The sequence below is a fragment of the Paenibacillus sinensis genome, from assembly GCF_019904155.1.
GTDB classification, from domain to species: domain Bacteria; phylum Bacillota; class Bacilli; order Paenibacillales; family Paenibacillaceae; genus Paenibacillus_AQ; species Paenibacillus_AQ sinensis.
On the sequence record NZ_JAHCMB010000113.1, the window covers coordinates 69,667 to 88,647 of the forward strand.

General features: G+C 56.7%; 16 protein-coding genes. 6 read left to right on the forward strand and 10 right to left on the reverse strand.

The window, feature by feature from the left end; translation table 11 throughout:
- Nucleotides 1–4 precede the first annotated feature (4 nt).
- Together KIH86_RS11175 and KIH86_RS11180 are read right to left on the reverse strand one after the other, a co-directional pair.
- Nucleotides 5–3,394: a tubulin-like doman-containing protein gene (locus KIH86_RS11175; RefSeq protein WP_223081087.1), complete on the reverse strand. Its 3,390-nt coding sequence runs from the start codon at nt 3,392–3,394 to the stop codon at nt 5–7.
- Nucleotides 3,395–3,476: 82 nt separating this feature from the next.
- A complete protein-coding gene (locus KIH86_RS11180) occupies nt 3,477–5,231 on the reverse strand; it encodes a vWA domain-containing protein (protein WP_235775366.1) in 1,755 nt (584 codons plus the stop codon).
- A gap of 417 nt (nt 5,232–5,648) precedes the next feature.
- On the opposite strand from KIH86_RS11180, the gene KIH86_RS11185 reads away from it, so the two are divergent.
- Together KIH86_RS11185 and KIH86_RS11190 are read left to right on the forward strand one after the other, a co-directional pair.
- Entirely contained in the window at nt 5,649–5,801 is a 153-nt protein-coding gene (locus tag KIH86_RS11185; protein WP_223081086.1) for a hypothetical protein, read from the forward strand.
- Complete coding sequence (locus tag KIH86_RS11190; protein ID WP_223081085.1) at nt 5,794–6,738, forward strand: hypothetical protein; 945 nt, start codon at nt 5,794–5,796, stop codon at nt 6,736–6,738. The genes KIH86_RS11185 and KIH86_RS11190 overlap by 8 nt, the downstream gene beginning before the upstream one ends.
- A 165-nt stretch (nt 6,739–6,903) precedes the next feature.
- On the opposite strand, the gene KIH86_RS11195 is transcribed toward KIH86_RS11190, so the two are convergent.
- From KIH86_RS11195 to KIH86_RS11205, 3 genes are all read right to left on the reverse strand, one after another.
- Nucleotides 6,904–8,487 carry an ATP-binding protein gene (locus tag KIH86_RS11195; protein WP_223081084.1) on the reverse strand — a complete coding sequence of 528 codons (1,584 nt, stop codon included), beginning with the start codon at nt 8,485–8,487 and terminating at the stop codon, nt 6,904–6,906.
- A 55-nt stretch (nt 8,488–8,542) separates the two neighbouring features.
- Entirely contained in the window at nt 8,543–8,902 is a 360-nt protein-coding gene (locus tag KIH86_RS11200; RefSeq protein ID WP_223081083.1) for a hypothetical protein, read from the reverse strand.
- Between the two features lie 167 nt (nt 8,903–9,069).
- The gene (locus KIH86_RS11205; RefSeq protein WP_235775364.1) at nt 9,070–9,777 is read right to left on the reverse strand and encodes a YceI family protein; all 708 of its coding nucleotides are present in this window, start codon (nt 9,775–9,777) and stop codon (nt 9,070–9,072) included.
- A 225-nt stretch (nt 9,778–10,002) separates the two neighbouring features.
- On the opposite strand from KIH86_RS11205, the gene KIH86_RS11210 reads away from it, so the two are divergent.
- Nucleotides 10,003–10,683 (forward strand): response regulator transcription factor, encoded by a 681-nt coding sequence (locus KIH86_RS11210; RefSeq protein WP_223081081.1) that lies wholly within the window; start codon nt 10,003–10,005, stop codon nt 10,681–10,683.
- Nucleotides 10,671–12,218, forward strand: coding sequence for a HAMP domain-containing sensor histidine kinase (locus tag KIH86_RS11215; protein ID WP_223081080.1), 1,548 nt, complete (start codon nt 10,671–10,673; stop codon nt 12,216–12,218). Before KIH86_RS11210 ends, KIH86_RS11215 begins: the two co-directional genes overlap by 13 nt.
- 191 nt (nt 12,219–12,409) lie before the next feature.
- Here the strand turns inward: KIH86_RS11215 and KIH86_RS11220 are convergent, their stop codons facing one another.
- Genes KIH86_RS11220 through KIH86_RS11230 form a run of 3 tightly spaced genes read right to left on the reverse strand, consistent with a single transcriptional unit; the run spans nt 12,410 to nt 14,176 of the window.
- Entirely contained in the window at nt 12,410–13,408 is a 999-nt protein-coding gene (locus KIH86_RS11220; protein ID WP_223081079.1) for a Gfo/Idh/MocA family protein, read from the reverse strand.
- Between the two features lie 16 nt (nt 13,409–13,424).
- A complete protein-coding gene (locus KIH86_RS11225; RefSeq protein ID WP_223081078.1) occupies nt 13,425–13,781 on the reverse strand; it encodes a DUF1648 domain-containing protein in 357 nt (118 codons plus the stop codon).
- Nucleotides 13,782–13,783: 2 nt separating this feature from the next.
- Nucleotides 13,784–14,176, reverse strand: coding sequence for a (deoxy)nucleoside triphosphate pyrophosphohydrolase (locus tag KIH86_RS11230; protein WP_235775367.1), 393 nt, complete (start codon nt 14,174–14,176; stop codon nt 13,784–13,786).
- A 336-nt stretch (nt 14,177–14,512) separates the two neighbouring features.
- Between KIH86_RS11230 and KIH86_RS11235 the strand changes: the two genes are divergently transcribed.
- Nucleotides 14,513–15,010 carry a hypothetical protein gene (locus KIH86_RS11235; RefSeq protein ID WP_223081076.1) on the forward strand — a complete coding sequence of 166 codons (498 nt, stop codon included), beginning with the start codon at nt 14,513–14,515 and terminating at the stop codon, nt 15,008–15,010.
- Between the two features lie 54 nt (nt 15,011–15,064).
- Nucleotides 15,065–16,522, forward strand: coding sequence for an amidase family protein (locus KIH86_RS11240; RefSeq protein ID WP_223081075.1), 1,458 nt, complete (start codon nt 15,065–15,067; stop codon nt 16,520–16,522).
- A gap of 60 nt (nt 16,523–16,582) precedes the next feature.
- Here KIH86_RS11240 and KIH86_RS11245 read toward each other — a convergent pair whose 3' ends face one another.
- Both KIH86_RS11245 and KIH86_RS11250 read right to left on the reverse strand, forming a co-directional pair.
- On the reverse strand, nt 16,583–17,149 hold the full coding sequence (locus KIH86_RS11245) for a DUF1273 domain-containing protein (protein WP_223081074.1): 567 nt from the start codon (nt 17,147–17,149) through the stop codon (nt 16,583–16,585).
- Between the two features lie 49 nt (nt 17,150–17,198).
- Nucleotides 17,199–18,776, reverse strand: coding sequence for a ClC family H(+)/Cl(-) exchange transporter (locus KIH86_RS11250; RefSeq protein ID WP_223081073.1), 1,578 nt, complete (start codon nt 18,774–18,776; stop codon nt 17,199–17,201).
- Nucleotides 18,777–18,981 lie beyond the last annotated feature (205 nt).

The following is an 18,981-nucleotide window of genomic DNA, read 5'->3' on the forward strand; positions in this document are numbered from 1 at the left end:
AGACTTATTTCAGCTTTCTGCGGATGCTGCCGAGCTTGCCGGTCATCCCTTTATAGAAGGCATACATGTCGTCGCCGTCCGCATGCTCGACCTTCTCGTACTCCAGGGCATCTCGCGATTCAAGGAAGCTGACGTACAGGCTCTCCAGCTTGTAGAGCAGCGGCGAGACGTCCTCAACCGAGGTCATCTCACCCGCGCGCCGGGCCGCCTTGCGCAGCAGCTGGCTGCGGTTCTTCTCGTCCAGCCCGCGGAAGTGGCGGTACACCGCGTACTCCACATAGTTGCGTTCCTTCATGAGGTTGGCGAACGGCTCCCAGGATTCCTCTTCTTCATCCTTGTCGTAGACGTACAGGGCACCCTTCTTCACAATGGTGTCCGTATAGAGGGCTTCGAGGAATTGGTCCATCCATTTCTCTTCATCCAGGAACCGGCCCAGCACAGCGTCCAGCTCTGCAGCCTTGGCGGCCAGCGCCTCGTATTTCGCCAGTTCTTCCCGCACTCTGGCGGTGAGCAGCGGCGTGCGGATCAGGTTCTCCTGAGCCAGCTCCCGGTTGATGCTGCCGAAAATATCCTTCGACTCCTCGCGCTCCAGTCCGCTCTCACGGAGCCGGCGCAGCTCGTCGGCAGCCTTCTTCACCTCGCCCAGATTCGGGCGCGGCGCATCCAGTTGAAGATCGAAGCCCTTCAGGAATGATTCGAGATCAAATGGCTTGGTGAATATGACCGTATAGCGGTTGCTTGTGTTCTCGTCCAGACCTTTTTCCAGGATGACACCGGCTTCCAGCGCTTTTGCAAACTCGGTGCGTACTCTTGCGTTATACTCGCGGACGCGCGCGTTGCTGTACGTATCGCCCCAGGACTGCTCCGGAATCGGCGAAGGCAGATAGGTCCAGTTGTTCTTGTCCGTCTGCACCAGATGGCGTCCGATGCCCTCCTTGTCCAGAATTGTACGCTCATAGTTCTCTTCATAGACGCGGAGCGGCGTATAGACGAACAGCGGCACGCCATTGCGCGTATTCAGCCAGAAAATCCGGTTCTTGACCTCGCTCTCCTTGACGGTGAACTGGGATTTGCCGAGGGCGTTGTTCTGGTAGTTGCGAATGCCCTTCAGAATGCCGGGCGCCTTGACCGGAACGGATACGAAGCCCCAGGACGGGAAGTGCAGGCTGCCCGAGCTGTTGCTGAGATGGAATACCGGAACGGCCTCTTCATCAAGCTTGCCAGCGATGGTTCGCTCCACAAGCTTGTCGAGCGGCTCTTCGCTGCCGTACTTCATGACCAGGAAATCCTCCATCGACCGGGTAATCAGATCCCCGAACTTGTCGCTCAGGAACTCTGAAATGGAGCGGACGATGTCGATCTCCTGCTCCCGGACCCAGCGGCTGGAATTGCGAAGCATTTCCCGGGCGAAGTCGCGGATCAGGTCATCGCCGTCTTTTTGATCCATAATCTTCGAGATCGTCTTGGAAATATCCGGCACGCTGACGATGTTCCAGTAATACGTCTTATTGCCCTTATGGTCGGTCTGTTCTTCGTTGCTCGTCAGAATGTCGCCGTTCTTCTCAAAAATGGAGCTCAGCGCGTTCAGAATCTCCGTGAATACGCCGTAAATCCGGCTGTTCTCCTCGTTCAGCAGCTCGAACAGATCCTCGTAGAATTCGATCATGCGCTCGGTGCGCTCGGTGTCGGCATGGAGCCAGTACTCATTGATTTTGGCTTCGATGTAGGCGTTCTTCTTCTTCTCCTTGGAGACAAAAGCGCTCCGCGCATCGCCCAGCTTATCCTCCGCCGCTTCGCGCGCCGTCTCGATGTCGCGCGGCAGACGGAGCAGATTCTCGCGCAGCGCTTCGATATACGACTGGATCAATTTCAGGAGGCAGAAGCCTTTTTCCGTAAAAATCAGCCGCGACACATAGAACGGACCCTGCTCTGGATGCAGGAACGTCCGCTCCATCTCCTCACCGAACCGGCCGACGATATCGCCGGGCAGCTGTTTGCTTACCTTGATGTATTCCTCGCGCGCACGGGCCAGGAAACTCTGCTCCAGCTCGGTGTCCATATCGACCACCTGATGCTTGATAACATTGCCGTGGCTCAGGCGTTCGCTGTTCTCATAACCCGGCAGCGGCTCCGGAACGCGGGCCTCGAACGACTTGATGACGCTCTCCAGGTCGATGCCGAGCTTGCGCGCCAGCTTCTCGATATCCTCCTGGCCGGGGGCCTGGTGGAACATTTTATCCATCTTGTCGAAGAGGCGGAACGCCAGATAGGTTGTCATTTCCTCAATCGGCAGCACGGCGGACGAAGCCCCGATGATGTTGTATTCGTAGTTGGCGGGATAGCTCTTGTGCATCTGCGCGATATTCGTGCGGATATTGCTGATATAGTCGTGGATCGCGAATTCCTCTCCCGACTGCTTATCCTCGCTCGCCATGAAGTTCGTGATATTCTCCGCCGTCACGTTCATGCAGTAATCGTAGGCGCTCTCCAGCAGCTTGCCTTCCGTGTTCGTTGCGGAGATCAGATGGCACAGGTTGAACGGAGGCAGCGGCGAATTGACCGTAAGGATGTTGCCGTACTGCTGGCGGAACCGCTCGCCCCGGCTGTCCACGTTCATCCAGTAATCCAGCTCTTTCAGCGCCGCATAGCCGTTCTTGCGAATGTATTCGCGGGTATGCTCGCTGAGACTCTTATTGGATAGGTTGACGTCAGGCGTGAACAAATAGCCGAGCGTATTGACCCGGTCGATGCCGGCAGAGCCGTAATCGCGCTCGATGATGCCGCGGACGATATAGGCGATGTCCAGAAAAGCGCCGCTTCCCGTACCGCCCGACAGACCTGTCAGCAGGAAGACCATCAGCTTCTTGTTCGTGCCCACACTGAGCGTCTTGATCTTCTTGTCGATCGCGCCGACAACCTGATTGATCTTCGTGAACAGCAGCAGCCGTCCCGCCTGGCGCACGCCGGCGGCGCCGTTCATGCCGTCCGTAATGCTGAGCTCCGGCGACAGCCATTCGGTAATGTAGGGATCAAGGATGCTGCGGTTTTGCAGCAGGCCGCCGATCTCCGCGTTGGCCAGCAGGACGAATTCGTTCTGCGGATCGAGGCCGATGCCTTTGTAACGCTTGCCGCGGTCCTGTTCGTTCGTCTCGAAAGCCAGGAATTCGACGTTGTCCGGCTTGTCGCGTTTTTTCTTCGAGATCGGGTCTTCCGGCAGCTTGAACCTGCGGTTAATCTGATATTTAAGACGGAGAAGCGCGTCGATCCCGGTACCGCCCAGACCGATAATGAGCATCGGATTGTCGATGGTGTCGACCCTGATCTTGTCGCTGACAATGCCTCCCCCGAGTGAAACGTCGAGCTGTTGGATATGTTCTCTTACGACCGGTTTCATGTTCTCAACTCCTAAAAGTTTTACGATGAATTAACTTCTTGGCTTATGCTCCAGCAAAACTGGCTTCGGAAGCATTTCGCTCTTATACCAGATATTCTAGCAAAATTGTTTTATCCACGCTGTGCAGCGGCACCGATATCCGGTCTCCGCTCTTCAGCTCCAGCCCCCGGGTTACATCAGCTGCCCGTCCGGACTTCTCAACCGCGATGTCGCTGCCCCGAAGCACCAGTCTGTCGCCTGCGCCGGGCATGAAGACCAGCTTCTCCGACTCCTTAAGCTCTGGAGCGAGCTGGAGCAGCTGATGCAGATTGAACTTGCCCCGGAAGCCGTTCAGCTTCTTGTACTGCGGGTATGTCTTCTCCCCGGTGTTGGCGTCGAGCACCTCGACAACCAGCTGACCGACAAAGCCTTTATTCGCTTTCTTCATGAACATCCAGACGGCCGCAGCGCCCGCCAGAATCAGTATCGCCGCCGCAATCAGCGCGATCTTCACCCAGCTGAGACCGCCGCCCGTTCCAGCCTGTTCCGCCGGTGCCGGAGCTGTGCTCGGCGCCGGTGTGCCGGTGCCTCCGGCTTTAACCTCCACCGCGTTGCTCTCCCGGTAGAAGCTGCTCTCTTCGGCCCGCACCTTCAATTGATAATTATGATTGTCTTTGACTTCAAAATCCCCTTTAAATTCGCCGCCGCTGTTATCCAGCGGAAGCTCCTCGGTCTTCCCGGTGTCCAGGTCGGTTGCAAGCAGCACGGCCTTCATCTGACCGTACAGCTCCTGCTCCGTTACCTGTGTCCCGTTACTGAACAGATGCGCCGAGACCGGAACTGTGTCGCCCTTCTTGTAAGTCTTGGAAGGAACGGCTTCCAGCTGCAAATCCAAATCGTAGTTGAAAATCAGATTGATATCGATCTTGTCCTTCGGAACGCCTTTGACCTGCAGCTTCCAGTCTCCTTCCTGCGGAGACAGCAGCTTCAGCAGGCTGTAGGTTGACGATTTCGACAAAAGGACATCGTTCGACGGAATAGCGACCTCCTTGCCCGAAGGATCGGTCAGCTTCGCCGTAACCGGCTGCGAGGAGATGATGGAAATGTTGGCCTCCAGCACGCTGGCGTTCGGCACATTTACCGTGACCTCCTGATAGGCGCCGTTTGCGGTAATGGACTGCACCGGAACAACCTTCAGCTTCAGATGGTCGGCGAAAATCTCGCTCAGGATCTGTGGCAGATCATCCGCCGAATTCGTTACGAACGCTTTGCCGCCCGTCTGCGAGGACAGATCGGACAGGCTGTTCTTGTTCAGCTTGCCATCCGCGTTCAGCCCGATCGTATAGATCGGGTAACCGTTCTTCTTCGCAGTTTGCACCGCAGCGTCCAGTTCCTGATTGGACTGGCTCTCGGTACGTCCCGTCGATTTATTAAAATCATTGTTGCCGTCCGCCAGCAGTACGATCATCGGCTCATGATTCGGGTCGCTGCCGTTCTGGAGCACTTTCACCGCTTCATCTACCCCAACGGCGATATCCGTATAGGGTCCTTTATCCAGTCCGTCGATAAAATTCTTCAAATCCTGCTTGTCCGATGCCGAGTTGATGGTCAGGAGCGCCTTCTCGCGCTGAACCTTGTCGGTATAGGCGACAACGCCGACCTTGTCTCCCTTCGTTGCGAGCATGTCGATGAACATCTTCATCGCCTCGTCTGCGATGCCGCCCGGGTCGCTCGTCTTCATCGAATTGCTGACATCCAGAACGAGAACGGCATCGATCTGCGACGAAGCCCCGGCGGAAACCGCCGATCCCGAGCCTGCCGCATAGACGGAAGATGCGGCTGGTGGAACCAGCAGCATGAGAATCGCCAGCAGCGGAACCAGTACCCGCCCGAGCATTGTCAGAAATCTTCTATTAGAGTGAATGGAAAGCACTTCATTTTTCTTGGTGTGAACCTCATTACGATGCATGACATGACTCCTCTTGTGATTGGATTAGCGGCATGAGGGCCTATTCTAATTTCTGTCAATAGCATGCCATTATGATATAATTAAACCCTGTAAACTTCAACTTAAGGAACGCTGAGCAGCAATCGCCACGCTTCCTTCCCCGGAGCGGGACTCCTACTGCGGAGCGGATTTCCGTCTACGAAGGGAGATTTCTTTGGAAGAAACAGGATACCTGCGATAGCGGGTTCAGAGCGCTTCGTACTGCGATGTTCCCGGGACCGCCGTCTCTTCCCGAACAAGTCTAATCTTTTCAGAAAGGATCATTCCATGATTTCATACGTGATACTAGCCGCTGCGTTTCTTTATACATGCATCCAGATTCTCCGGCTCTTTATCCGGGGCCGCCGTCCGTTATCCAAAGAGGAGATCGACGAGAAGCTGCTGGCTACACTGAACGGAGGCGACCGGACCCATGGCTAATAAGAAGCCGGTTGTGCTGCGCCCATTCCGGCGGCCGCGCCATTCCTTCGACCGGCTGCGCGTCTGCACCCGCTGCGGAACCTTCACCGCGCTTCCCGGTGACCGCTGCGGCCACTGCGGTCGCTCCGCTCTGGCCCTGGTGGAAGTCCGGGCGGCAGCCCTTGTCGGCCGCCGCATGATGTACGCCAGGCTGCTCGTTGCGCTCCTGACGCTAGCCGCGGCCTATTTCGCCGCGGATACCCTGCAGCTGGCACTCAGCCTGGCAGCCGGCGTTATTCTGCTGCTGGTGCTCTCCACCGCCCAGCGCAGGGCAAGATCGGCCGAGAACTTACGCGGCCTGGATAGGCTCTTCGCCCGGGACATCGACCGGATCAGGGAAGGCCTGGAGCTTAACCGGCAGGAGGCCGTCTCCATTCTGCGTGAGAACGATACGCTGGCCTACGAGAAGCTGCGCGAAATCGCCGTGCTGCTGCGAGGCGACCGGGTGGCGAGGCAGCGTGTCGCCCTGCTGCACGGCTTCCGCCTGCGCAAGGACATGGATCTGGAGATGGAAAGTCTGCTGCTGAAGGACTTCGAGCCTCTGCTTGCCGAGTACATTGGCGAAGTCGCCCGGCTGCGGCGGGAGCTGATCAAAGACCGCACCTTCCGATACGTCATCAAACACGAAGCACAAATTGCGGAAATGAAGGAGGGCGCGGCGATCCTCGCCCTGGTCGCCGGAGCGGCCGTACGGCTGAAACGCTACGCCCTGTTGTATTCCGGCTTTATCGGCCGTTACGTCCACCTGCTGCCGCGCGACCGATTCCTAAGACTGCATCAGCTGATCTCATCCTATCCTCACGAGGCCTGGAACGGACTGGATGCCAGAGTCATGCATATTGCGGATACCAAATACCGCTGGGACTCTGAACTCGGGAGAAACATCCCCGACGCCTAAACAAAGCCCGCTTCTATATGACGAACGAATCGCGGCGAATCCTGCAGAAAATTGTGAATTTTTTGGGACCGAAAGCCCCTTGATGGAGAATTTCACATCTGTGAATTTCGATCCGGGAGGAATGATGGAACGATTCTATGTATGATGGGCAGGCAATGCCTGAAGTTAAATGGGGCTTATTTTGAACCGGACAAAAAATGTAGTTCCTTCCGGTCCCGTAACGACATCGATTTTGGCACCGTGCTTGTCCGCCACATTGAAGCAGACAGCCAGCCCCAGCCCAGATCCGCCATCCTTGGTCGTATAGAACGGCTTCCAGATATGCTCGATCTGGTCGGCCGGAATGCCCTTCCCGCTGTCCTTCACCGCCAGTACGACGAATTCCCCCTCCGGATAGGTACGGATGTTAAGCCTGCCGTCTGGCGGCATCGCTTCCAGCCCGTTGCGGACCATGTTCAGAATCAGCTGGCGGATCAGCTTCTCGTCGATGAACAGCAGCGGGATTTCGCCGAGCTCGGCGGATACCGACTTTCCTCCGACCGTCGCATCCGCCTGGATCAGCGGAAGAATTTTGCCGATAAGCGAGTTCAACTGGGCATACCTCATATCCAGCCGTTGATTTTTAGCCAAGCCGAGAAACTCGGAAATAATGGAATTCGCCCGATCCAATTCCTCGATCATCACGTCGATATAAACGGAATTGCCAATATCCTTCTTCTGCATCAGCTGCAGAAATCCTCGGACGGTCGTAAGCGGATTTCTCACCTCATGGCCGATCCCGGCCGCCATTTCCCCGATCAGATGAAGCTGATCCAGCCGTACCATCTCTTTCTCATATTCTTTGTGCTCGGTCAAGTCGCTAAAGACGGTCAGCATGCAGGGCTTCTGATTCAGCTCAAGCGTGACGGCGTGGCATAGGCAGATTTTGGACCGTCCATAGGCAGTGAACAGCGCGATTTCCACATTCCCGCCCTGCTGAAGCGATTGCAGCGAACCTTCCAGAATCCGCATGAACAGTGAGCCCGGCTCGCTGCGCTGCGGCCAGTAGCATTCCTCCAGCTCCTCGCTTCCGATCTCCAGCAGGGACAACAACGCCTCGTTCGAAGCGACGATCTTCTGATCCACCAGCGAAATGACCAGCACCGGACTTGGGATGACGGCAAAGATTGAGGCCAACTGCTCCTCCGAATGCCTGAGCTCCCTGTTCTTCTGGGCCAGCTCATGGTTCTTGGTCTTTAGCGCCGAAATCAGCGTGATGCGTTCCAGCACGATCGACACCTGGCTGACGATGGTGTGTATAATATCCAGCTCCAGATCGGAGAATGCCGTCCGCTTGCGGGAGCCGAACGATAGTGTGCCCACCAGTTTGCCGTACGAGATAAGGGGATATGCAACATAGGCCTGCAGGCCGAAGCGCTTGATCATAGCGAACCGGGAGTCAGAAGAATGGGCGACATCCGTAACGATAATCCGGGTCATCTTCTGGGCTGCGCCGCCGCAGATCCCTTCGCCAAGATGAATCCATTCAATCAGCGGATATTCCTCATCGGGAATCCCATGGTAGTTCATCAGATGAAGCCGTGATGTGTCCTCGTCAAAAATATAGTTCAGGTAAATATCGAGATCCAGATAGGCTGAGAGCTTTTGAAACAGATTGTCCAGCAGCTTCTGCGGGTCCTCGTTCAAAATCAGCTCCTGCGCAGCCTCCGACAAGACCATGAGCTTAAACCGGCTTTCTTCCTTGTCCAACTTGACTCCCTCTTCCGCATAAAATAACTCGGGTCGTTCTGTACGACCGCTCCATTCATTCATTTCGTCCCGTCATCGCCCGGAGAAACGCTCCTCCCGCATTCCCGGCCAGCGAGATCAGACCGTAAGCCGCGGCATAGAGAAGGCCGGTTGCATTCCCGTAGAACACAGTGTATACCGCCAGCACGAACAGCAGTGCCGGAAGCAGCGCTGGCAGCGGAGTGAAGCCGCATCTAAAACCCAGTTCAGCCGATAGCAGAAGCACGGCCAACGGGCAGACAATCAGCAGCAGCGTGACCAGTGCGCCCAAATCGCTCATCGTCCCGGTGAGGTTCCGGAGCACTGGCGGCATAGCGTAGAACAGCACGGCATATACGGCGAAATGGATCGCCAATCGTCTATATAAAGGGTTCACATGGCTCCTCTCCCAGAATTAAACTATTTTCCATTCCTCATCATAACGCGGTCCAAGAACAAAGCCAATATAAAAAAAACGGACTCTTTTTCAGCAGAAAGGAGGCCGTTACAAGAAGTTTTGGTTTTCATATCGAACAGTAGCGAAAAAGTCGGAAATCTGTCTGTTTAGGATTTCGTAAGCACTAATTCGAGCCGGACTTCGAATTCATTTTCCGTCTCAAGCACCACATTATGCGGATTGGTCATGCCGAAGTCGGAGAAGGTCACCTGTGTCGTTCCCGACAGCAGCAGCTGTCCACCGCTATATGCCGCCTCGCTCTTGAACACAACCTCTTTGGAAATGCCTTTTACGGTCAAATTCCCCTTGATTTCAACCGGGACGGAAGTACCCTCCGTCCATTCCTTCGGCAGTTCCGAGAACGAAGCCGCGGTAAAGGCAGACTCGGGATAAGTGCCGATGGCCAGGAAATCGTCGCTCTTCACATGCTCGTCCCTCTGCCCGTTCCCGGAATCGAGCCCGCTCATATCCACCTTGCCCTCGCCCTTCATGGCGGAAGGATCGTTCAGATCGACCGTCCAGCTCCCCGTTACGGCGTCATCGACGAAATTGACCGTTTCCCGTGAGGTCGTCACCGACCAATAGACTTTGGAAGCATCCGCGATTGTCCACTGGCCATTGAACTGGTCCTCGCTTACGGCGGCTCCTCCGGTGGACGTCGTATCGCCCCCTGCCGAAGGCGACGCGCTCTGCGACGGAATGACGGATTCAATCTCCACATTGTTGCCCAGCGAGCGCTCCATGATCATGTAGCCGATGATAACCGCCACTACGGCGATTCCGGCAATCCACCATATCCATTTTCTAGTCTTCAATATCGGTTCCTCCATTTCCATTTGTCTTCCATATCCGTTCACAGGCCATTCTATCAGCCCAATATGTCGGGAAGAAGTCAAAGCGGAGGCGGGGTTCCTGTGGTACACTACCTGTATGATATATCTACAATTTAAGCATTCCAAAATTAATACATCAAAGGTCAATCGTCTGCGGCTTCTTTCCGATCCCGGACGTTGCCTTTTACTAGAAGGAGGCTCCAGGCTATGAAACCGATTCTGATTGTCGAAGATGAAGAGGCCATTTCCAGAGTACTGGCGGCCTATCTCAAAAAAGCGGGCTTCTCCGTCAACCGCGCAGCCGACGGCACGGCGGCGGTGGAGTCCTTTGCGCTTTCTCCGCCCTCACTTGTGCTGCTTGATGTCATGCTTCCGGGAGCCGGCGGCTTTGAACTGCTGGAGCATATCCGCAGCAGAAGCAGCTGCCCCGTCATCATGCTGACCGCAAGGGACGGCATCGACGACCGTCTTGCGGGACTGGACGGCGGGGCCGACGACTATATGACCAAGCCTTTTGTGCCAGAGGAGGTCGTCGCCCGCGTCAAAGCCGTGCTGCGGCGTCCTTCCGTATGGTCCGATGGCAGCCGAAAACGCCACTTCGGCAGCCTGCTCATCGACTATACGTCAGGCCGGGTCTTCCTTAGCGGCGTAGAGGTCAGCCTCTCCCCCCGCGACCAGTCTTTGCTGCTCTTCCTCGCCGAGCATCCGAACCGGATGTTCACCCGGGAGCAGCTGATCGAACAGGTCTGGGGGATGGATTACGACGGCAGCGACCGGGCCGTAGACCTGTCGGTCAAGCGGCTGCGGCAGGCGCTGCTGGGCTGGCCGGCGGATGAGGGCGAAATCCGGACGCTGCGGGGAACGGGGTATCAGCTATGCTCCACATAAAGCGCGCGGGCTTCGGGAATCCAAGCCGCCGGACTTCCATTTTGAAATATTGGACGGTTCGCTATTTGATAATCATCAGCGTGGGCCTGGTGGCCGCAGCGCTGCTCACCTTCTGGTGGATTCGCCAGGAAGCGACCTCGAACCGGCTGCAGACTGCCGGACTGCTCGCTCAGGAAATTGCCGATCAGATGAATGACAGCGGCGTCCTGAAGGTTCCCCCGAATCTCGGACCGCTGATCGAGGACCGCAAACGGTTCTTCAAGCTGACCAATGATATGTGCGTCATCGTAACAGGCGAAAGCGGCGGGCTTCTGTATTCCTCTCCCCCGATGAACGATCAGCAGATGCGGCAGGAACTGAATGACAGCCTGACCGATGCCCGGAGTCCGGAATTCAAAGCGGCTTCCGCCCCGGTATCGTCCGGAGGGACACTGCTGGGCAAGGTGTTCGTGCTGCAGTCCAAGAAGTCGCTGTCCTACATTCCCAGGGAGGAGGTCATCTTCTTCTCCGTCCTGCTGCTGGCCCTTATTGGCCTCAGCTGGTTGACGATCTATCTGCTGTCCCGCAAGCTGGCCCGCCCGATCCAGCGGGTGGCCGCAGCTGCAGCCGAGATCAGCCTCGGCCGCTACGACGTTACGCTGAACGTGGAGGCGAAGGAACAGGAAATCCATGAGCTGCTGGGCTCTTTTCGCGAAATGGCGGGCCGGCTTCATCAATTGGAGCATTCCCGGAGTCTCATGCTGGCCGGCGTATCGCATGAGCTGAAGACGCCGGTGACCTCGATCAAGGGATTGGTTCACGCCGTCCGCGGGAAGGTTGTTGAAGCGGATGAAGCCGAGGAATTTCTGGACATCGCGCTGCTTGAGGCGGAACGGCTGCAGCGGATGGTGGCGGATCTGCTCGATTACAACGCTCTTGCGGCCGGCATGGTCAGTGTCCGGCATGAGCGGCTGGAGGCTTCGCGCCTGCTGTCCGAGATTATGTACCAATGGAGGCTGACGAAGCATGAGGACATGGAAGAACCGGAGCTCGTTCTTCCCGATACGCCGGTCTATCTGTCCGGCGATCCTCTTCGCATTCAGCAGATTGTAACCAATCTGCTGAACAACAGCCTGCAGGCGAAGCGCAGGGAGGCTTCGCTGCGGCTGTCCGTCCGGCTGACAGCCCGGGACGGACAGGCCGAAATCGCCCTCGCGGACAACGGCGAGGGCATACCCGAAGACCGGCGCAGCAGGGTCTTCGAGCCCTTCTTCCGCAGCAGCGAGCGCCAGACGGCCGCCATGCGCGGCCTCGGGCTCGGGCTGACCTTCAGCCGTCTGCTGGCCGAGGCCATGCACGGCTCGCTGGAGCTGTCCGAGCGCTCCCAGGACTTCGGCTGCACCGTCGTGCTCAGGCTGCCGCTCTGGAGCGCGCCGGTCCAGGCCGCATCCGTTGCCGCCAAGCCCAAAGGTTCCCAGCTCAAGAGTGCTCTGCCAGGCTTACCGGCGCAGGAAGCGCTCCGGCAGGCGCAGGCGGGCTTGAGGCAGACGACCTGACCGGACACGCCGGTCCATGGAGCAATCAGGCTTCTCCGAACCGGGTGAAATTAGCGGTAGCGGGATGTTCATAGAACAAGTTGCCAAACGCCTGGTGGCGTGGCGGTGAAAGTCAGTATCAAACATCATGAAGAAATAATAAATGCGTCCCTGCCAGCAGCACCGGCAGGGACGCATTGATCCATTTATGCTTATTTTTCTCCGGGATATTTCAATCCCCACTCGGAACGGACGGCATCCAGCAGCTTCATAATCTCGATGGACTCGTCCAGCGGTATAACCGGGCTCTCGGTCAGCCCTTCGGCCAGGCATCGGTTCACTTCATCCGCCTCGAAAGCGTAGCCCTGACACTCCCGCGTGTCGTTGAAGGTCTCCGCTAGCTCACCGCCGATATACAGCTCTACCTTATTCGGATTCACCACCGAAGACAGAACGATCCGGCCTTCAGTTCCATAAATATAGGCCGGATCGTCCAGTGTCAATCGGACGGCGCCATTCAATGAGGCTGTCACGCCGGAGCCGTACGACAGCAGGAGCGAGAAGTGCTCGTCGACACCCGTCTCCCCGATATGTACAGTGCTGGAGGCCTGCTTCGGATGCGGTCCGAACAGCATCGAGGACAGCGAGATTGGATAAATACCAACATCCAGCAGCGCTCCGCCACCCAGCGCCGGGTTCAGCAATCGGCCTTCCGGGTTCCAGTCGGCGCGAAATCCCAGATCCGCCTTTAGCAGCCGCACCTCCCCGATTCTGCCTTCCTTGATCCACTCCCTGACCTTGACGACAGCGGGAATGAACCGGCTCCACATGGCCTCCATAAGGAACAGGTTCTTCTCCCGGGCATACGTTACCAGTTCCTCCAGTTCTCCGCTGTTCACAGTGAACGGCTTCTCGCACAGCACCGCTTTCCCTGTGCTAAGCGCCAGTATGGCGTTCTCCTTGTGGAACGGATGCGGCGTGCCGATATAGACGGCATCCACCTCGGGATCGGCAACCAGCTCCTCATAGCTTCCGTAAGCCTTCGGAATGCCCAACTCCGCTGCAAACCGCTCGGCGCTTTCCGCCGTACGGGAACCCGCCGCCCACAGAATGGAGTCCTTGCTGTAGGCCAGATCCTTCGCAAATTTTTGCGAAATCCCGCCTGTGCCGATAATACCCCATTTAATTTTACGAATGTTTCCGGTTGTCATCATGTTCTCTCCCATCTTAAATCATTTCAAACAACGCGCGGATGCTGATTCCGGCGAACAACAGGGTAACCGCGGGTATGGCAATCCGCCAGACGGCATCGCCTTCCCGTCCCCCTCCGGGCAGACGTCCCTGAGGCAGCATTCCTCCAAGGAACGCCCGGATCAGCAGCATCACGACTAGTCCAACCTCTCCCACCCCGGCGAGCAGCAGCAGCTCGAAGCCCCATTTCCCGGTAAAACGGTCCGCCGTCCCTCCGGTGAAATGAACGGGAACTTGATCCGGCATCTTCGGGTAGAGTACAGCATACGCGATAAAAGGAATAAGGCCGAGGACAGCGCTCGCCGCTACGATGAATCTTGCTCTTCTCTTCATCTTCACTCCCTCCCCGCGCGAGACTCCAAGACCAGCTTCCGGACAAACGGAATATCCGCCGCCGCAAAAGGATAAGCCTCCAGCCGGCCCGCCTCCTCCCAGCGGTAATCGTCATGATCGGTCAGGCGGATGGCTCCGCCGATATACCGTGACTTCCACGCCGTGAGCCGGATATGCAGGGCTCCGTAAGCGTGCTCATTTTCCCCGAAAAAAGCATAGGGCTCCACCTCGATGTCCATCTCCTCAGCCAGCTCGCGCCGCAGACAATCGCAGATGTTCTCCCCCTCTTCAAGCTTGCCGCCGGGGAATTCCCACATTCCCGCCTGCGCTTTCCCTTCTCGTCGGCGGGCGATCAGAATCCGACCCTCTGCATTATATATCACGGCCGCAGCCACCTGAATCAATTGTCGTCACCTCCGAGCGGGTTTATGAGAAATATACCGTTCCCATCCCCGATTAGCAAGCGGCCTTCCGCCGGAAAGAGGAGCGGCTGTATCCGGGGCATGCTATAATCAGACAAGGAGAAACGGAGGGTTCGTCCTTCTGAGAGGAAGCCTATCCGTACCGGAGGTTAACCTTGCCATGGCTTTATGTCGAAAATGCCCGGTCTGCCTGATCCAACTGTTCTTGTCGAACCGAGCCGGATTTTCCGGTTTCCATTTACAGACCTAGGTTTTCTCACCCAAGTTTTCTTATCCAGATTTCCCTATCCAACTTACCGGAGGCTGATTATGCTTACTTTTGAACAAAAGATTCAAATTCTGGACTCTTATCCGCAGCTTGAGCGCAAAAACGTCTCGCTCGGCAGAGTCAATTACCACTTCGAAGGAAGTCTTCATGAGAAAAAGACCGTCGCGTATCATCTCCATCCGAACGGCAACGGTTATGTATTTGGCGGCTTGCTTCAAGGATATGATGCGGACGCCAAAGGCTTCGTCAATGTCCGGGAATTCTCGAAGGAAGAGCTTCGCCGTCTGGTGGACGCCTCAATCGCCTCTCTCTCCGAGCCCGCTCCCGAGGCTCCGGCTCCCGCACGCAAGAAGGCCAAGCGGCTTCCAGCCGAGAGTGAATGGGCCAATGCCAAGGGAGAGAAGCTGGTTCTTCGGGCCGAGGACGATCTGTGGTATCTCTACTCCGGACTGAGCCTGGAAATGGCGTTCGAGACGCCGGATGAGGCCAAGGAATATTTGGCGGAGGAAGGCTTCTCACCGTCGGCTCCCGGCGTATAATTATTATTAAAGTAAACGATTACAAAGGTGTAATCAGGAAGGAAGATGCCGCCCATGTCATTTGACATTGTGGAAGCAACAATCGACGATCTTCAGAAGGCCATGAATGCCGGCGAACTTACTTCACGCGAGCTGGTGCTGACCTATCTCGAGCGAATCGCCGAGCATGACAAGAACGGCTTGACCGTCAACTCTGTGATCGAAATCAATCCCGACGCGCTGTTCCTTGCGGAAGCGATGGACCAGGAGCGCAAGCTTCTGGGCGCCCGCGGGCCCCTTCACGGAATCCCGGTCCTTCTCAAGGACAACATCAACACGGGAGACCGCATGCATACAAGTGCCGGATCGCTGGCGCTGGCGGATTCGTATGCCGGAGAGGACGCATTCATCGTCGCCCGGCTCCGCGAAGCCGGAGCGGTCATTCTCGGGAAGGCGAACATGACGGAGTTCGCCAATTTCATGACCACCGGCATGCCCTCTGGTTACAGCTCGCGCGGCGGACAGACCTTAAATCCCTATAACGTCCTGATGCCGACGGGGGGATCAAGCGCCGGCTCCGCCGTGGCGGTATCCTGCAACTTCTGCACTGTGTCCGTCGGTACGGAAACGTCCGGCTCCATCCTGAATCCGTCAAGCCTTGGCTCCATCGTCGGCATTAAGCCGACAGTCGGCCTGCTTAGCCGATCAGGGATTCTGCCGCTCTCCCCCTCCCAGGATACGGCCGGGCCAATGGCTAGAACAGTCCACGACGCAGCCCTGATGTTGAACGCCATGCTTGGCATCGACGATTCCGACGCCGCGATGGGCGCTGGAGTCGGCAGAACGCATGGCGATTATACCGCTTATCTCGACGAGAACGCGCTGAAGGGTGCCCGTATCGGCATTCCCCGCGATTACTACTTCGAGGAAGTTGGCGAAAAACGGACGGAGTTATTTAATGCCGCCGTCCGCCTTATGAAAGAACGCGGAGCCGTTATTGTGGACCCGGCCGACATTCCTACAGCGCGGGAGATCCGTTATTCGTCCGTACTGCTGAACGAATTCAAAACCGCGCTGAACGGCTATCTGGCCAAGCTCGGACCGGGCGCTCCCATGCGCACATTGAAGGATATTATCCGCTTCAACGATGCTCACCCGATGGAGACGCTCCGCTATGGCCAGACCACTCTGCTCGATGCCGAATACCGGACATCGGGGGCCATGACAGAGCCGCAGTATTTGCGCGACCGGGTCCTTGATCTGAAGCTGTGCAAGGAGGAAGGCATCGACGCCGTCATGCGGGAGCACCGCCTGGACGCGCTGCTGTTCCCTGCCGACTTCGGCTCGCGCATCTCCGCCCGCGCAGGCTATCCGTCGGTTATCGTGCCCGCCGGCTACACCTCGGAGAACGAGCCGCTCGGTGTCACATTTTGCGGCCCTGCCTACAGCGAGCCTACGCTCATCCGGCTGGCCTACGCCTACGAGCGGCATTCAAAGGCCCGCCGGGCGCCCTCGCTGCGCAGCCTGATCTAGACATTGCCCTGTCTCGGACAGGGCTTTTTCGTTGTCCGTTTCGTTGCCCGGTTACTCCGATTACTGGGAATCATAGTCGGCCATCTGCCGATCCTCGTCCGCCATGCTCTGGATATCCTCCATTGTGACGGTCAGGAGCGCATAGCCCGTCTCCTCATGCAGCTTGAGCGCTTCTCCCTTAATGTATTTCGGGCTTCCCTGTGCAGCCTCCTCGTCATAGACAAGCAGGATACCGTCGCTCTTGCGCATGAGAAGCTCGTCTCTGGCCCTGAACTGCCAGCTTCCTTCGAACGGACGGTTGCTGATCGAGCCATAATAATCTGCTCTGGCTACAATCCGGCGGAATTCCTCCTGCTTCTCTTCCTTCCAGCGGCTCTCCGGCTCAGCATGGGCAGCGATGATGCCCAGTTTAAGCTCCGGATATAGAGCTTTCAGTTCAAGCGCCGTCTCGCATGCCCATAGATCGACCCCGTACTGTCCGGGAGTAATGATCCACTCCAGCCCTTCGTCCAGCAGAGGCGTGATTCGGGCAGCCAACGCTTTTTTAATATAGGGAATGCCGGGATGCTTGCTGCTGAAAATACCGATCTCATGCGCCCGGTAGCCCGTAACGAGCAAGGTCTTCACTTATGTTCCTCCTTCTGTTAATCGGATGTTCATTCAGGCTGATGTCCGCCTAACCCACGCTGTAATCGGCTGCCGCCACAGCAAGACAGTCGCGGATTCGGGAAGCATATTCGTTATCCGTCAGTATGATCAAGTAATCGCCCCCCTGCAGTCGGGCTTCCCCTCCGGGGATCAGCTCCAACTCTCCCCGCCGGATCGCAACGATCAGACAATACTCCGGCCATGTATGTTCCTTGATTCGTCTTCCGTCAAGCGTCGAACCCGGGTGAACGGGAATTTCGATCAGCGTTTTGCCGGAAACCTCCGGCTCATCCGGACCGTTTTTGTCCACAATCCGGCTCAGCAGCACCTCGTATACCGGCCGCGAACGGAACAGCTCCGCAATCATGTAAGCGGTCAGGCACACAACGCCTGTCGACAACAAATTGGAGAAAGAACCCGTCATCTCCGTAATCAAAAGAATACCCGTAATCGGCGCCTTCACGCTGGCGGTTAAATAACCGGCCATCGCCAAAATGAGAAAGCGGCTTGGCTCCAGCACGAAATGTCCAGCAAGGCCGTTGACCGCCTGCGCATAGAGAACACCCGTAATGCTCCCCAGAACCAGCATCGGCAGAAAAATCCCTCCGGGAGCCGAGGACCCGAAGCTTATAGCAGTGAACACCCATTTGACCGCAAGCAGCAGAAGCAGAGCCGCTATCGTATAGCGATTCGTAACAAGATCATCCACCAAGACGTTGCCTCCGCCAAGCACGGACGGCATGAAGATCCCTACTATGCCAGCCAGCACAAAAGGCAGCACAGGCTTGAATTCCTGTCGGATCGGCAGACGGCGGTACACGCTCTGGAATCGGTACAGCACATTGTTAAAAGCGATCCCCATACAGCCAACCACTGCGCCAAGACCAAGCAAATGCCCATACTGACTCAGCGGAACGGCGCCCAAACCCGATATGTGAAAAATCGGACTAAGTCCGAAAAACTCCTTCGACACAAAGTCGGCGGTAAGCGACGCCGCCAATGCCGACATCATAACGAATGGTGAGAAGCTGGAATGCAGCTCCTCCAGTGCGAAAATCACCCCGGCAATCGGCGCATTAAAAGCCGCGGCCAACCCGGCGCTGGCTCCGCATGTTATCAGAAAATTTTCTTCCGTTTTCATCTTTCCCGTCAACCGGCTGAAGCCTTGCGCAAGACTTGCCCCGATCTGTATGGAAGGTCCCTCCCGTCCGAGCGAAAGACCTGCGCCGATGCTGAGCGTTCCTCCGATAAACTTGCCCAGAAATACCCGCCACCAGTTCATCGCAAGCTTGCCCTTCAGCACTCCCTTTACCTGGGGAATTCCGCTGCCCGCTATCATCGGCTGTTTCTTCACCAACAGTCCGGTTATCCATCCGCCGGCAATCAGCACAGCGAACCATAGTGGAATGAGCCATAGATGAGTGCGCTGATACGCATAAATATTCAGAGCTGCGTCAAGGGCCGTTTCCAGAGAGTAGCGGTACAGCACCACACCTACTCCGGATATCAGACCAACTGCCAATCCTCCGGCCAGCAGTTTGAATTTAAAATCAAACCATGTAGACAGCACACTACCAGTGCTTCCGGTTTCTACTTTTCCCGTCATTTTCACTAACCTTCTTTGCTCTTCTCATTGCCGCACTTAGTCTATTATAGCGCAAATATGTAATCCGGACGGCCTTCTCCGGTCGTTTATTGAAGAGTCCGAATACAAAAAACCACTGCTGAATACTCAGCAGTGGTTCATGTGCTTGGCAGCTTCCTACTCTCCCAGGACCCTTCGGTCCAAGTACCATCGGCGCTGGAGGGCT